The 13,462-nt window shown below is 62.3% G+C and carries 16 protein-coding genes; 12 read left to right on the top strand and 4 right to left on the bottom strand.

Annotated features, from left to right (window positions below):
* Window positions 1-84: 84 nt before the first annotated feature.
* From CO655_RS23615 to rsmI, 3 genes are all read right to left on the bottom strand, one after another.
* The gene (locus tag CO655_RS23615; RefSeq protein WP_097606799.1) at window positions 85-588 is read right to left on the bottom strand and encodes a cupin domain-containing protein; all 504 of its coding nucleotides are present in this window, start codon (window positions 586-588) and stop codon (window positions 85-87) included.
* Between the two features lie 179 nt (window positions 589-767).
* Window positions 768-1,136 (bottom strand): YraN family protein, encoded by a 369-nt coding sequence (locus tag CO655_RS23610; RefSeq protein WP_097606798.1) that lies wholly within the window; start codon window positions 1,134-1,136, stop codon window positions 768-770.
* Window positions 1,126-2,043, bottom strand: coding sequence for a 16S rRNA (cytidine(1402)-2'-O)-methyltransferase (gene rsmI, locus CO655_RS23605; RefSeq protein ID WP_097667000.1), 918 nt, complete (start codon window positions 2,041-2,043; stop codon window positions 1,126-1,128). Before rsmI ends, CO655_RS23610 begins: the two co-directional genes overlap by 11 nt.
* A gap of 261 nt (window positions 2,044-2,304) precedes the next feature.
* Between rsmI and dnaN the strand changes: the two genes are divergently transcribed.
* The 8 genes from dnaN to CO655_RS33935 all read left to right on the top strand — a co-directional run bounded on the left by dnaN (window position 2,305) and on the right by CO655_RS33935 (window position 8,329).
* Window positions 2,305-3,423 carry a DNA polymerase III subunit beta gene (gene dnaN / locus CO655_RS23595; protein ID WP_097666998.1) on the top strand — a complete coding sequence of 373 codons (1,119 nt, stop codon included), beginning with the start codon at window positions 2,305-2,307 and terminating at the stop codon, window positions 3,421-3,423.
* Between the two features lie 57 nt (window positions 3,424-3,480).
* Entirely contained in the window at window positions 3,481-4,389 is a 909-nt protein-coding gene (locus CO655_RS23590; RefSeq protein ID WP_097666996.1) for a DUF72 domain-containing protein, read from the top strand.
* Between the two features lie 98 nt (window positions 4,390-4,487).
* On the top strand, window positions 4,488-5,087 hold the full coding sequence (gene pmtA / locus CO655_RS23585; RefSeq protein WP_097666994.1) for a phospholipid N-methyltransferase PmtA: 600 nt from the start codon (window positions 4,488-4,490) through the stop codon (window positions 5,085-5,087).
* A gap of 1 nt (window position 5,088) precedes the next feature.
* On the top strand, window positions 5,089-5,670 hold the full coding sequence (locus CO655_RS23580) for a histidine phosphatase family protein (protein ID WP_097606794.1): 582 nt from the start codon (window positions 5,089-5,091) through the stop codon (window positions 5,668-5,670).
* A gap of 6 nt (window positions 5,671-5,676) precedes the next feature.
* Window positions 5,677-6,384 (top strand): orotidine-5'-phosphate decarboxylase, encoded by a 708-nt coding sequence (pyrF, locus tag CO655_RS23575; RefSeq protein WP_097606793.1) that lies wholly within the window; start codon window positions 5,677-5,679, stop codon window positions 6,382-6,384.
* A 22-nt stretch (window positions 6,385-6,406) separates the two neighbouring features.
* The gene (locus tag CO655_RS23570) at window positions 6,407-6,694 is read left to right on the top strand and encodes a DUF1330 domain-containing protein (RefSeq protein ID WP_097666992.1); all 288 of its coding nucleotides are present in this window, start codon (window positions 6,407-6,409) and stop codon (window positions 6,692-6,694) included.
* A 220-nt stretch (window positions 6,695-6,914) separates the two neighbouring features.
* Window positions 6,915-7,895, top strand: coding sequence for a complex I NDUFA9 subunit family protein (locus tag CO655_RS23565; protein WP_097666990.1), 981 nt, complete (start codon window positions 6,915-6,917; stop codon window positions 7,893-7,895).
* Between the two features lie 281 nt (window positions 7,896-8,176).
* Window positions 8,177-8,329, top strand: coding sequence for a hypothetical protein (locus CO655_RS33935; protein ID WP_096771293.1), 153 nt, complete (start codon window positions 8,177-8,179; stop codon window positions 8,327-8,329).
* A gap of 233 nt (window positions 8,330-8,562) precedes the next feature.
* On the opposite strand, the gene CO655_RS23555 is transcribed toward CO655_RS33935, so the two are convergent.
* Window positions 8,563-9,360, bottom strand: a complete 798-nt coding sequence (locus CO655_RS23555; RefSeq protein WP_097606790.1) for an undecaprenyl-diphosphate phosphatase — start codon at window positions 9,358-9,360, stop codon at window positions 8,563-8,565.
* Window positions 9,361-9,595: 235 nt separating this feature from the next.
* Here CO655_RS23555 and CO655_RS23550 point away from each other — a divergent pair, with 235 nt between their 5' ends.
* The 4 genes from CO655_RS23550 (at window position 9,596) to CO655_RS23525 (ending at window position 13,435) form a co-directional block, all read left to right on the top strand.
* Window positions 9,596-10,288 carry a glutathione S-transferase family protein gene (locus CO655_RS23550; protein ID WP_097579452.1) on the top strand — a complete coding sequence of 231 codons (693 nt, stop codon included), beginning with the start codon at window positions 9,596-9,598 and terminating at the stop codon, window positions 10,286-10,288.
* 12 nt (window positions 10,289-10,300) lie between these two features.
* Entirely contained in the window at window positions 10,301-11,461 is a 1,161-nt protein-coding gene (gene queG, locus CO655_RS23545) for a tRNA epoxyqueuosine(34) reductase QueG (protein WP_097666988.1), read from the top strand.
* Window positions 11,452-12,321 carry an SDR family oxidoreductase gene (locus CO655_RS23540; RefSeq protein ID WP_097666986.1) on the top strand — a complete coding sequence of 290 codons (870 nt, stop codon included), beginning with the start codon at window positions 11,452-11,454 and terminating at the stop codon, window positions 12,319-12,321. The genes queG and CO655_RS23540 overlap by 10 nt, the downstream gene beginning before the upstream one ends.
* 751 nt (window positions 12,322-13,072) lie before the next feature.
* The gene (locus tag CO655_RS23525; RefSeq protein WP_010029847.1) at window positions 13,073-13,435 is read left to right on the top strand and encodes a septal ring lytic transglycosylase RlpA family protein; all 363 of its coding nucleotides are present in this window, start codon (window positions 13,073-13,075) and stop codon (window positions 13,433-13,435) included.
* The last annotated feature ends 27 nt before the right edge of the window (window positions 13,436-13,462 follow it).

Here is a 13,462-nt window from a genome sequence, read left to right as displayed (position 1 = left end):
GTCCCTCGCTGAATGCCGGACAGATGTAGGTCGGCCCGGTATCAAACGCAACGGTCAATCAAGGCCTGCCGCCGCCACCATTGGTCAGGCGGCGATCCCCTGGTTGCCGTTGTTGCGCAGCAGGTTGCGCAGGCGATAGGCGATCGCCAGGGGCTTCGGGAAGGGCTTGCGCAGGAAGGCGACCTTGCGGACGTAATTGTCGACCCGCCAGCTTGCCCAGGTTCCGCCGGCGAAAAAGGCGACGTCGCCGGCGCACAAGGTTCGTTCAGTGCCGTCCTCGGCGGTGATATGGACCTCGCCTTCGAGGATCATCACCGTCTCGTCCCAGCCGAAATACCAGCGGAATTCGCCCGCCGTGCAGTCCCAGATCGCCGTCAGCGAGGCCTCGTCATGGCCGCGCGAATGTTCGGCGGTGCGCGCTTGCGGGTTGCCGCTGACGATCCAGTCGGGATTGATCGGCGTGGATTTCAGCGGCAGCAGGTCGCTTGCATGCGCGATGAAGGATTTCCCGGCCGGCTTCGCCACGGCATAAGGCACCGAACGCACGGCCATGGCGACCGCACTTGCAAACATCAGCTTCCAGGCCATGAAACAACCCCCAATCATTACCCCTAAAGATCTTTGTTTTTATGCATGTCGTTATCCCGGAACCGCGGCGCACTTCCGGGCGACATGCATTGCGATTGCGATAACAGAGAGTCGTAAGAAGCTGGTTCAAACCGGAACTACAATTTTAACGATCCGAAAGCCCGCCGGACCGGGAATGACTAAAAAGCGTCCTGAAAATGGCGCGGCAGACGGCCGGGCGTGACCGCGACGATATCGTAGCGCTGGGAAAGACGGGCCTGATCCGCCTGGCGGGCTAGCCAGAGATCGCTTGCCGCCCGTATCCGCTTCTGCGCGGCGGCGGAGACGGCGTCGACGGCCGCAGCCTCGCCATGGCGGGCCTTGACCTCGACGAAGACGGCGAGATCGCCCTTGCGGGCGACGATATCGATCTCGCCGAGCCGGGTGCGGTGGCGCAGCGCCAGGATGCGATAGCCTTTCAACATCAGGAAGACGGCGGCGACATATTCCGACATCAGGCCGCGGCGCAGCGCCTTTCTTCTGATGGCGGTGAGGTCGTTATCGCCCATCGGCGCCCTTCATTTCCAAGAGGCGCTGATAGAGCACCTTGCGCGGCAGGCCGGTGAGACGGGCGGCCTCGGTGGCGGCCTTTGCCGTCGGCATCGACTTCGAGAGATCGGCAAGCACGGCCTCGACGTCGGCCTCCGGCGTTTCCACCGGCTGCGGCGGACCGACGACGAGAACGATCTCGCCCTTGACGTTGTCCACCTCTTGATAATGCGCGGCGAGCTCGGCCAGCGTGCCGCGGCGGAATTCCTCATAGGTCTTGGTCAGCTCGCGGCAGACGGAGGCCGGCCGCGTGCCGCCGAGCACATCGGCGGCAGCGATAAGCGTGGCGCCGATGCGATGCGGCGATTCAAAGAAGATCAGTGTCGCGGGGGCAGCGGCGAGTTCACCGAGACGGTCGCGGCGGGCCTTGTCCTTGGCCGGCAGAAAACCGGCGAAGAGAAAGGCGTCGTTCGGCAGGCCGGAGCCGACAAGGGCTGCAAGCGGCGCCGAGGCGCCGGGGATGGGGACGACACGATAGCCGGCGGCGATCGCCTGCTGCGCCAGCCGGAAGCCGGGGTCGGAGACCAACGGCGTGCCGGCATCCGACACCAGCGCCACTGACCGACCGGCCTCCAGCGCCTGAATGAGGCGCGGCCCCGCCTCATCGGCATTGTGCTCGTGATAGGCGAAAGGGCGGTTCTGGATGCCGTAGCGGTCGAGCAGAACGCGGGTGACGCGCGTATCCTCGCAGGCGAGAACGTCGGCGCCGGCCAGCGTTTCCAGCGCGCGCAGCGTGATGTCGCCGAGATTGCCGATCGGCGTGGCGACGAGATAGAGCGCCGGCTCCAGCGGCCGCGCCGGCACCGCCATATTGTGCAGGCGGAAGCTTCGCCGCGTGGCCGCCTCCGCCGTCGTTTCCTCGTTCATGCCGTTTGCTTTCGTCCCGCCATCGTCGAACCCTTATGGGGGAACCTTTATGGGCGAGCCGCACCGCTTCGGCAAGGGTTCGGATTTCTGTGAGGATTGCTCCGGAAAACCTGAAATGCGGGCCTTCCACCGCCCATGCCTCTTGCAAACCGGTGCTGAAGTCTGCCATTTTGCCCGTCCACTCCCCCGACCTCAATCGGGAAAGCATTCTTCGGGTGCTCGATGCGCCCGGACAGTCACGGTCGAAAGCGGTAGCATCCCATGCGTATTACTATTGAGCGGTCAAACCTGTTGAAATCGCTGAACCACGTCCACCGCGTGGTCGAACGTCGCAATACGATCCCGATCCTGTCCAACGTACTGCTCAAGGCCGACGGCCAGAACCTCGACATGAAGGCGACCGACCTCGACCTCGAGATCACCGAGGCGACGCCGGCGAGCGTCGAGCAGGCCGGCGCCACCACCGTTCCCGCCCATCTTCTCTACGATATCGTGCGCAAGCTGTCCGACGGCTCGGAAGTGCTGCTGGCGACCAGCCCCGACGGCGGCTCGATGACCGTGCAGTCCGGCCGTTCGAAATTCTCACTGCAGTGCCTGCCGGAATCCGATTTCCCGGATCTGACCGCCGGCACCTTCACCCATTCCTTCAAGCTGAAGGCGAGCGATCTGAAGATGCTGATCGACCGCACCCAGTTCGCGATTTCGACGGAAGAGACGCGCTATTACCTCAACGGCATCTTCTTCCACACGATCGAGAGCAAGGGCGAGCTGAAGCTCAGGGCGGTCGCGACCGACGGCCACCGGCTGGCGCGCGCCGATGTCGATGCGCCCTCCGGCTCCGAGGGCATGCCCGGCATCATCATTCCGCGCAAGACGGTCGGGGAACTGCAGAAGCTTGTCGACAATCCGGAAGCGATTGTCACGGTCGAAGTTTCCGACGCCAAGATCCGCATGACGATCGGCTCGATCGTGCTGACTTCGAAGCTGATCGACGGCACCTTCCCTGACTATCAGCGCGTCATTCCGACCGGCAACGACAAGGAAATGCGCGTCGACTGCACGAGCTTCGCCCAGGCCGTCGACCGCGTCTCGACCATCTCATCCGAGCGCGGCCGCGCCGTGAAGCTGGCGCTGTCCGAGGGACAGCTGATGCTGACCGTCAACAATCCCGATTCCGGCAGCGCCACGGAAGAAGTCGCCGTCGGCTACGACACGGATGCGATGGAAATCGGCTTCAATGCCAAATACTTGCTCGACATCACCGCGCAGCTTTCCGGCGAGGAAGCGATCTTCCTGCTGGCCGATGCCGGCTCACCGACGCTGATCCGCGACACGGCCGGCGACGATGCGCTTTACGTGCTGATGCCGATGCGCGTCTGACGGGAACGAAGGCCGCCTGCCGTTGTTTTCCTCCTGTCAAAACGGGAGGATCTCCTCATGAAAAAGACGGGAACGGTGCGCATCGGCATATCCGGCTGGACCTATGCGCCCTGGCGCGGCCAATTTTATCCCAAGGGTCTGCCACAGAAGCAGGAGCTTGCCTACGCCGCCCGCCACTTCCCGTCGATCGAGATCAACGGCACCTTCTACAGTCTGCAGCGGTCGACAAGCTTCGGCCGCTGGCGCGACGAGACGCCGGAGGATTTCGTCTTCGCGGTCAAAGGCCCGCGCTTCATCACTCATATGAAGCGATTGCAGGAGATCGAGACGCCGCTTGCCAATTTCTTCGCCTCCGGCCTGTTGCGGCTTGGCCCCAAGCTCGGGCCTATCCTCTGGCAGTTTCCGCCGAACATGGCCTTCGACCCTGCGCTTTTCGAAACCTTCTTGTCGCTGCTGCCGCGTGACTGCGATGCCGCGACCGCGCTTGCAAAACGCCATGACGGCCGCCTCAAAGGGCGAGCCTGGCTCGAAAGCGACGCCGATCAGCCGATCCGCCACGCGTTCGAAATTCGCCATGACAGCTTCCGCTCCCCCGCCTTCATCGAGATGCTGAGGCGTCACAACGTCGCGCTCGTTTGCGCCGATACGGTGGAGTGGCCGCTGTTGATTGATATCACCGCCGATTTCATCTATTGCCGCCTGCATGGTTCCGAGCAGCTCTATGTCAGTGGATATGAGGATGAAGCGCTCGATCTGTGGGCCGATCGCATTCGCGCCTGGGCAACCGGCGGGGAACCGGAACGTGCGACGCGGGTGCTTGCGCCGTTGCCGTCGCGCAAGAAGGGCCGCGACGTCTATCTCTATTTCGACAATACCGACAAGAAGCTGCGCGCGCCCGTCGACGCCGATCATCTCAGCGAAAGGCTTGCCGATCTCATGCCTCGTTCCGACCGAAAGGCCGCATGAGCTGTTGATGCCGATGTTCTTGTTGCGAAAATCCTTGTCGTGAGAGCGACAAGCAGCATATTAACACAGTCGATCAACATGCGGATGGGTGGAGAAGAATGCGCTTACGGGTCAAGGTGAAGGAACATTTCGGGAAGAGATTCGATGAGGAAATCCGCTTCTTCCGCGGCATGATGCAGGGGCCGAAGACGGTGGGCTCGATCGTGCCGACCTCCTCGATCACCGCCAAGCGCATGGCCAGCGTCATCGATATGCATTCGGGGCTGCGGGTCCTCGAACTCGGCCCCGGCACGGGCGCCATCACCAAAGCGATCCTCGGCCGCGGCGTGAAGCCGGACAATCTGGTGGCGATCGAATATTCGACGGATTTCCACCAGCACCTGCTGCGAACCTATCCCGGCGTGCACTTCATCAACGGCGACGCCTTCGATCTCCAGACGACGCTTGGCGCCTTCGCCGACCAGACGTTCGATTGCGTCATCTCCTGCATTCCGATGCTGAACTTTCCGATGGCGATGCGCGTCGCACTGCTGGAAAGCCTGCTCGACCGCCTGCCGCCCGGCCGGCCGGTGGTGCAGATCTCCTATGGCGCGATCTCGCCGATCGCCGCCAATCCCGATCGTTACCATATCCAGCATTTCGACTTCGTCATGCGCAACATTCCTCCGGCACAGCTCTGGATCTATAAGCGCGGCTGAGATGTTCGGGCTCTATATCACCCATCCGCAAGTCAAGATCGATGCCAACGTGCCGGTGCCGAAATGGGGTCTTTCCGATGTCGGCGCGGCGCGTGCGCGCAAAGCGGCCGAGAGCGGCTGGGCCAGGCAATTGCGGCGCATCGTCTCCAGCGACGAGACCAAGGCAATCGAGACGGCCGAAATCCTGGCGGAAGCCTCCGGCGTGACGATCGAGATCGTCCACGGCATGCATGAGAACGACCGTTCGGCCACCGGCTTCCTGCCGCCGCCGCAATTCGAAGAAGCGGCCAACTGGTTCTTCGCGCATCCGGAAGAAAGCTTCAAGGGCTGGGAGCGCGCCGTCGACGCGCAGGCCCGCATCGTCGAGGCGGTCGACGCCGTTCTCGCCACCCATGATGCGGCAGCGCCGATCGCCTTCGTCGGCCATGGCGGCGTCGGCACGCTGCTCAAATGCCGTCTGGCCGGCCGGCCGATCGGCCGTGACCGCGACCAGCCGGGCGGCGGCGGCAATCTCTATGCTTTCGGCCTTGCGGACCGCCGCTTATCATGCGACTGGACACCCATCGAAGACTGGCGGGGGTGAGTTGCAATGGACGCACGCGAGCGGTTGATCGTCGGCCTTGATGTTCCGACGGTCGGTGAGGCGGAAAAACTGGTTTCCACGCTCGGCGACGACATTCTCTTCTACAAGATCGGCTATCAGCTGGTCTTTGCCGGCGGGCTGGAATTCGCCCGTGACCTTGCCGCAAGCGGCAAGAAGATCTTTCTCGACATGAAGCTGCTCGACATCGACAACACTGTCGCCTCGGGCGTCGAAAACATCGCCAGGATGGGCATGTCGATGTTGACGCTGCATGCCTATCCCAAAGCGATGCGGGCGGCGGTCGAGGCTGCGGCCGGCTCCGGCCTCTGCCTGCTCGGCGTGACGGTACTGACGTCGATGGATGCCGAGGATCTTGCCGAGGCCGGCTACAGCCAGGATCCGCACAGCCTGGTGCTGCGCCGCGCCGCACAGGCGCGTGCCGCCGGCATGGGCGGCATCGTCTGCTCGGCGGCGGAGGCGGCCGAAGTGCGCGAGATCGTCGGCCCTGATATGGCAATCGTCACCCCCGGCATTCGCCCGACCGGCAGCGACCATGGCGACCAGAAGCGGGTGATGACGCCTTTCGACGCATTGAAGGCGGGGGCGACCCACCTCGTCGTTGCCCGTCCGATCGTCAAGGCGCCCGATCCCAGAGAGGCCGCCCGCGCCGTCCTCAATGAAATGGTGGGCGCGCTCTGGCCGGCAAACCGCTGACGAGAACCAAAGGGAGAAGATCATGGCCAAGGGATATTGGATTGCCCGCGTCGATGTTCGCGATGCCGAGCGCTACAAGGATTATGTGGCGGCGGCCAAGCCCGCCTTCGAAAAATACGGCGCGAATTTCCTGGCGCGCGGCGGCGCGATCACCGAGCTCGAAGGCAAGGCGCGCGCTCGCAATGTCGTGATCGAATTCCCCTCGATGCAGCATGCCGTCGACTGCTATAATTCGCCGGAATACCAGATCGCCGCCAAAATCCGCCAGGAAGCGGCGGATGCGGAAATGGTCGTCGTCGAAGGCGTCTAGAGCGCCGTGCGTCCTTTCGGACGCACAAAGGACGCTCTAGCACTTTGAATCCAAGCATCGTGCTTTCCGAAAATCGATTCCGATTTTCGGGAAAGCGCGATGCGTTAGGCGACTTCGCATCCGCAAAAACCGACAGTGCGATGGGCCTTTCCGTCGCGCCGGGTTTGGGCTAAGACGGGTGCCGATACAGCATCCCGCACAGCCTTTCGAGGAGCCTGCCATGACCCTTGCCAACCTGCCGCCGCTCGTCACCGTGTTCGGAGGGTCCGGCTTCGTGGGCAGGCACGTGGTTGGGGCGCTGGCCAAGCGCGGTTATCGCATCCGTGTCGCCGTGCGCCGCCCGGATCTCGCCGGTTTCCTGCAGCCGCTCGGCAATGTCGGCCAGATCTCCGTCGTGCAGGCGAACCTGCGTTATCGCAACTCGATCGACCGCGCCGTCGACGGTGCAAGCCACGTCGTCAACTGCGTCGGCATTCTGCACGAGACCGGCCGCAATACCTTCGACGCCGTGCAGGAGTTCGGCGGCCGCGCGGTCGCCGAGGCGGCGCGCAATGCCGGTGCGAGCCTCGCCCATATTTCGGCGATCGGCGCCAATGCCAATTCCGATTCGGACTATGGCCGCACCAAGGGCCGGGCCGAAACCGCCATCCTTTCCATCAAGCCCGATGCGGTGATCTTCCGTCCCTCGATCGTCTTCGGGCCGGAAGACAGCTTCTTCAACAAGTTTGCCGACATGGCCCGCATGTCGCCGGTCCTGCCGCTGGTCGGCGGCGGCAAGACGAAATTCCAGCCTGTTTATGTCGAGGATGTCGCCGAGGCCGTCGCCCGCGCCGTCGACGGCAAGGTCGCAGGCGGCAAGGTCTATGAGCTTGGCGGGCCGGAGGTGCTGAGCTTCCGCGAATGTCTCGAGATGATGCTGAAGGTCACGAGCCGCAAGAACTCGTTCATCTCCCTGCCCTTCGGCGTGGCGTCGCTGATCGGCAGCATCGCTTCCCTGGTCCCCTTCGTGACGCCGCCGATCACGCCGGACCAAGTGCGCCTGCTCAAGCGCGACAACGTTGTTTCGGCAGAAGCCGAAGCGGAAGGCCGCACCCTGCAGGGTCTCGGCATCGCACCCACCATGCCGGCGTCGGTGCTCGATTCCTATCTGGTGCAGTATCGCCCGCACGGCCAATATACCGGCTCCGGCAAGGCCGCCTGAGCAATTCGAACCTTCGACGCAACGCCGTTCGCGCATCCCGCGGACGGCGTTTTTTCGTGCTTGTTTGAAGCAAAGCCGGCGCAAGTTTGAAATGTTGTTGTGCCGGTCACATCAAGTGCAGTTGCATAAAAGACGCAGCGGAAATTTTGTGGAATTAACGCCAAATTTAGCAGGAACGTTTATTGCTATTTGCCATTCCACTGACTACCAAACCCCGCGCGTCTCCAATGGACTCGACGCCTGCGAAAGCGTGCGGAAATCACTGTGAAAGGCAATACTCGATGGGCAAGTCAATCGCGCTCCTGTTTGCGTGTGCGGCGCTGGTTATCCTTGCAGGCTCCTTCGTCGCGTCCGGTTCGGTCGCAGCGGTAAAAGGCGGCTGCTCGCCGGCCTACGGCGTCGATCCTTGCTCGACGGCCTCGATCAACCATTGACGAAGCGCCGGGCCTCGGCGCCGGTCTCATAAAGACAAACAGCGGCCGGAGCGTCTGAATCAGGACGCTTCCAATGACCGCCCCGTCTTACCCGCTTGAAAAGCAGCGGACGCTACTCTCAGATATTGCCAGCAGCAAGTTTGCGCCTGCCGAGCTCAATTCAGTTCGCGACATCCGGCAGGCGATTGCATTCGCGCCTGGGAGATGCGCGAATGCAATGCGGTGGAGATGGCTCAGGCGATCAGGCCGGTTGCGGCCATGCCGAGCAGCAGCACGCCGAGAATGATGCGGTAGATGGCGAACAGCGTGAAACGGTTGCTCCTGATATAGGCGAGCAGCCATTTGACGGCGATGAAGGCGACGATCGTCGAGACGATGAAGGCGATGGCGAGCGCCGTCCAGTCTTCGCCTGCCGCGCCGCCGTCCTTGAAGGTCTTCAGCAGTTCATAGCCGCTCGCCGCATACATGGTCGGGATGCCAACGAGAAAGGCGAATTCGGTCGCTGCGGCGCGATTGCCGGTACCGGCCAGCATGGCGACGAAAATCGTAGCGCCTGAGCGTGACGTTCCCGGAAAGACGCCGGCAACGATCTGGGCGATGCCGACCAGGATGGCGACGAGCCAGGTGACCTCTTTATGAGGCGGCTTACGGGCAGCGGCCCATTCGGCAAAAATCATCCAGATGCCGCCGATGATCAGCGCCCAGGCGATCGGCGTCGCGGTCTCCGGCAATTCGTAGCCGAGTCTCTTGACGACGAAGCCGAGGATTGCGGTGATCAGAAAGGCGACGATCAGCTTGGCGGCATAATCGCGGTTCGCCGGCTCGCGCCAGCCCAGCACCAGATCCAGCAGGCGGCGCCAGTAAATGATGGTCACGGCGAGGATGGCGCCGGCCTGGATGACGATGTTGAACATGTCCGACCGGTGGCCAAGCCATTGCTCCACAATGATGAGATGGCCGGTGCTCGAGATCGGCAGAAACTCGGTGATCCCCTCGACGACCCCAAGAATGGCGGCATTGATATAATCCATAAATTGTCTCCGGTTTAAAGGTCAGTCGGACTTGAACAGCGCTTGAGCCGATCAGGCGCTGCATCTATCCTCATTCGCAAGACGGTTGTTTGTCCCTTGTCAGATGGCGTGAAAGCCGATTCGCTTGTATTGGCCGGGCCAAGCTCCTATAGCTTCAACCAATGAGTCATGACTAGGGCGCTATAAACGAGCTGCCGCACAGTCCTGTAACAGCAATCATAAAGCCCGAGTATCGATGCCCACGCTTTATCATCATCCCATGTCATCCGCATCTCGCTTCGTCCGGCTGATCCTGGCGGAATACGGCTATCAGGCGGATCTGATCGAGGAGCAGACATGGGAGAAGCGCCGGGATTTCCTGGCGCTCAATCCGGCCGGCACGCTGCCGGTTTATGTCGACGACAGCATGCGCGCGCTCTGCGGCGCGAGCGTCATTTCCGAATATCTGGACGAGACGCACGGCGTGTTGAAGCGCGACCGGCGGCTGCTCGCCGAGGACCCTTTCCAGCGGGCGGAAATTCGCCGGCTGGCCGAATGGTTCATGCAGAAAATGGAAAACGACGTGACCAAGCCGCTCGCGCGCGAGCGTGTCTACAAGTTGCAGATGACCGCCGATCAGGGCGGCGGAGCACCGGATTCGAAGATTTTGCGCACGGCCCGCGCGAATATCCGCCAGCATATGCGTTATCTGACCTGGCTCGCCGGGTCGCGCCAATGGCTGGCGGGCGAACGGATGAGCTATGCCGATCTCGCCGCCGCCGCCTCGATCTCGATCCTCGATTATCTCGGCGAAATCGACTGGGCCGACGCCCCTGTCGTCAAGGAATGGTATCAGCGGCTGAAGTCGCGCCCCTCCTTCCGGCCGATGCTGACCGAGCGCGTGCGCGGCCTGACCCCGGTTTCGCACTATGCCGATCTGGATTTCTGACGAGGGCTTTTCATGCCCGAAAATGATGACAAAGAGCGCCGCCGCCGCGACAATTTGACCGAGTTCGTCCGGGCGGAATCCGCCGCCAAGGGCTTCGATCTCTGCCGCATCACCCGCCCGGACGCCATCCCTGAAGCGAAAGAGCGCCTCGGCCAGTTCATCGATGCCGGGCGCCACGGGACGATGGAGTGGATGGCGGAGACGCGCGAGCGGCGCGGTGATCCGCTGACGCTCTGGAGCGAGGTCCGGTCCGTCGTCGTCTTCGGCCTCAACTACGCCCCGGAGGAAGATCCGCGCGGCATCCTCGGCAAGCCGGACAAGGCGGCAATCTCCGTCTATGCCCGCAACCGCGATTATCACGACATCATCAAGGGCAGGCTGAAGGAGATCGCCACGCGTTTTGCGGCGCGGGCCGGCGCCGACGTGAAAGTGTTCGTCGATACCGCGCCGGTTATGGAAAAACCGCTGGCGGCGGCCGCCGGCCTCGGCTGGCAGGGCAAACATACCAATCTCGTCAGCCGCACGCATGGGTCCTGGCTGTTTCTCGGCAGCATGTTCACCACGGCCGATCTTGCCGTCGACGCGGCGGAGGCCGATCATTGCGGCTCCTGCCGCGCCTGCCTTGACATCTGTCCGACGGCTGCCTTCCCGGCGCCCTATCAGATCGACGCGCGGCGCTGCATCTCCTATCTCACCATCGAGCATAAGGGGCCGATCGACCCCGATCTCAGGCCGCTGATCGGCAATCGCATCTATGGCTGCGACGACTGTCTTGCCGCCTGTCCCTGGAACAAGTTCGCGATCTCCGGCGCCGAAATGAAACTGAAGGCGCGGGAAGATCTGCGGGAACCGTCGATCAGCTTTCTGCTGACGCTCGACGATGCCGCCTTCCGTACCTTCTTCAGCGGCTCGCCGGTGAAGCGGATCGGCCGCGACCGCTTCATCCGCAACGTGCTGATCGCCGCCGGCAATTCCGGCGAGATGGCGCTCATCGCACAATGCCGCCTTCTCGCCGGCGATCCCTCGCCGGTGGTGCGCGGCATGGCGGTCTGGGCCCTTTCCCGACTGATGGAGGCTGGCGAATTCTCGGCCTTTGCCGCACAAAGGGTCGATGAGCGCGACGACGACGTATTGACCGAATGGCGGCTGGCAGGAGTGGACCGATGCATGTGATGATCTTTGGCTGCGGCTATTCCGGCACGGCGATCGCAAAGGCCTTCGCGGGCCAGGATGGGCGCGTGTCCGGAACCACGCGCTCGGCCGACAAGATGGAGGGGTTGCGCGCGGGCGGCATCGACGCGTTCCTGTTCGACGGCGAGACCATGGACGAGGACTTAGGCCGCGCGCTGGAGAGCGTCACCCATCTCGTGCAGTCGATCGCGCCCGGAAAGGCCGACCCGCTGCTGCGACTGTTGGGCGAAGACAGCGCCCGTCTCCTGCCCCGGCTCGAATGGATCGGCTATCTCTCGACGGTCGGCGTCTATGGCGATCACAGGGGCGCGTGGGTGAGCGAGGAAACGCCCTGCGTGCCCGTTTCCGGACGATCAAAAGAGCGGCTCGAGGCCGAACAGGGCTGGCTGGCGATGGGCCGGGAGCGCGGTGTGCCGGCGGCGGTGCTGCGTCTTTCCGGCATTTACGGGCCGGGGCGCAACGCCTTCTGCAATCTCGACAAGGGCACGGCGCGACGCCTGATCAAGAAGGACCAGGTTTTCAACCGCATCCGCGTCGAAGATATTGGTGCGGCGACCCGCTTCCTGTCCGAACGCGGTCTCGGCGGCATCTATAATGTCACCGACGACCGGCCCGGCCCGCCGCAGGATGTGATTGTTGAGGCGGCACGCCTGATGGGCGTCGAACCGCCGCCGGAACAGGCGTTCGAAACCGCAGAACTGACGCCGATGGCACGCACCTTCTACGGTGAGAACAAGCGCGTTTCGAACGCGAAACTCAAGAAGGCGGGCTTCGAATTCTCTTTCCCGACCTACCCGATGTCGCTTGCGCAATTGTGGCAGGACGGACGCTGGCGCGGCTAGAGCCTTTCCTGGTTAGATTGAAGCATTCTGTTGGCTCAAACGGAGTCGGATGGTCGACCGGCCGGCGCGCGTCGTAGCCCAGCTCTACGGCCAAGCCGGCCGGTCGATCAGCCGGCCCGTTTCAGCCCACCCTCCCGCAGATTTGCCAGGCAAATCTGCAAGGTTCAAAAGCGCCGGACGCACTTATCGCTTCGCCATAGCGGAGCGGTGCGGCCGGTGGGCCGGGCATCTTTTCGCCAGGATCAGAGGCGATTGGCTCGGACGTACCTTGGGGTATGCCCATCGCCAATCGCCTCTGCCCTGACGAAAATCTGCTCCGGCAGAATGCCTCAATCTAACCAGGAAAGGCTCTAGCGCCGGCGGCTCGTGCGCTCACCCAAAAGGAGTAGGAAATTCCTACTTTCCATCATCGGGCGGGAAAATTTCGCCTTATATTATGGTTAACGGCCTTTGAATTTGCCCAAATGTGGCAATAAATATGGCGAAGCCAGAAAAAAATTTTCGCGATTTTTGTGAACGACGGAACGGCGACCGCCGCTCCGGAAAATTCATTCGTATTTTAACTGATTTCATTATGTTTTTGCCACACATGGCTGATGTCAGCGATTTCCGTCATTATATCAATGCGCTCACAAATATTTCAGTCTGTAACATTCCGTGAACTGACGCGGCACTTTTTCGCCACTTTTTAACAGATTTAAGCCCCGCCGCCTGCAAGGGCGTGAGTTCAATAGTTGAGGGATACTCTGTTTTGAAGAACATACGTCGTTCTATTATCGCTGCCGTAACTATTGCAGCCTGCTCTTCCATGCTTCCGGCGGAGAGTTTTGCTGGCAATGGCTGCGGCGGTGCTTCATGGTACGCGCTTCGCTCCAAAACTGCTTCCGGGGAACGTATGAACCCCGCCATCTTGACTGCCGCACATCGTTCGCTCAAGTTCGGCACCAAGGTGAAGGTCACCAACCGCAACAATGGCCGCACCGTCGTCGTCCGCATCAATGATCGCGGACCGTTCATTCGTGGACGCGTCCTCGATCTGTCGCGCGCCGCCGCACAGAATATCGGCATGGTGAGCTCCGGCACCGCGAAGGTCTGCTACCAGGTGATCAGCTAAGGCTGACACTCGAGGTGATCAGCTAAG

This window comes from Rhizobium sp. M1 (assembly GCF_002531805.1).
Classification (GTDB): domain Bacteria; phylum Pseudomonadota; class Alphaproteobacteria; order Rhizobiales; family Rhizobiaceae; genus Rhizobium; species Rhizobium etli_C.
Note: the sequence above shows the minus strand (reverse complement) of the source record. Positions and strands in the feature narration are given on the sequence as shown.

Bases quoted from the DNA above. Each gene is read 5' to 3' on its own strand.
- CO655_RS23570 (WP_097666992.1), top strand. From the start codon at position 6,407: ATGGCCAAGGGATATTGGATTGCCCGCGTCGATGTTCGCGATGCCGAG.
- CO655_RS23580 (WP_097606794.1), top strand. From the start codon at position 5,089: ATGTTCGGGCTCTATATCACCCATCCGCAAGTCAAGATCGATGCCAAC.
- CO655_RS23610 (WP_097606798.1), bottom strand. From the start codon at position 1,136: ATGGGCGATAACGACCTCACCGCCATCAGAAGAAAGGCGCTGCGCCGC.
- dnaN (WP_097666998.1), top strand. From the start codon at position 2,305: ATGCGTATTACTATTGAGCGGTCAAACCTGTTGAAATCGCTGAACCAC.
- CO655_RS23555 (WP_097606790.1), bottom strand. From the start codon at position 9,360: ATGGATTATATCAATGCCGCCATTCTTGGGGTCGTCGAGGGGATCACC.
- CO655_RS23615 (WP_097606799.1), bottom strand. From the start codon at position 588: ATGGCCTGGAAGCTGATGTTTGCAAGTGCGGTCGCCATGGCCGTGCGT.
- pyrF (WP_097606793.1), top strand. From the start codon at position 5,677: ATGGACGCACGCGAGCGGTTGATCGTCGGCCTTGATGTTCCGACGGTC.
- rsmI (WP_097667000.1), bottom strand. From the start codon at position 2,043: ATGAACGAGGAAACGACGGCGGAGGCGGCCACGCGGCGAAGCTTCCGC.
- CO655_RS23590 (WP_097666996.1), top strand. From the start codon at position 3,481: ATGAAAAAGACGGGAACGGTGCGCATCGGCATATCCGGCTGGACCTAT.
- CO655_RS23550 (WP_097579452.1), top strand. From the start codon at position 9,596: ATGCCCACGCTTTATCATCATCCCATGTCATCCGCATCTCGCTTCGTC.
- CO655_RS33935 (WP_096771293.1), top strand. From the start codon at position 8,177: ATGGGCAAGTCAATCGCGCTCCTGTTTGCGTGTGCGGCGCTGGTTATC.
- queG (WP_097666988.1), top strand. From the start codon at position 10,301: ATGCCCGAAAATGATGACAAAGAGCGCCGCCGCCGCGACAATTTGACC.
- CO655_RS23540 (WP_097666986.1), top strand. From the start codon at position 11,452: ATGCATGTGATGATCTTTGGCTGCGGCTATTCCGGCACGGCGATCGCA.
- pmtA (WP_097666994.1), top strand. From the start codon at position 4,488: ATGCGCTTACGGGTCAAGGTGAAGGAACATTTCGGGAAGAGATTCGAT.
- CO655_RS23565 (WP_097666990.1), top strand. From the start codon at position 6,915: ATGACCCTTGCCAACCTGCCGCCGCTCGTCACCGTGTTCGGAGGGTCC.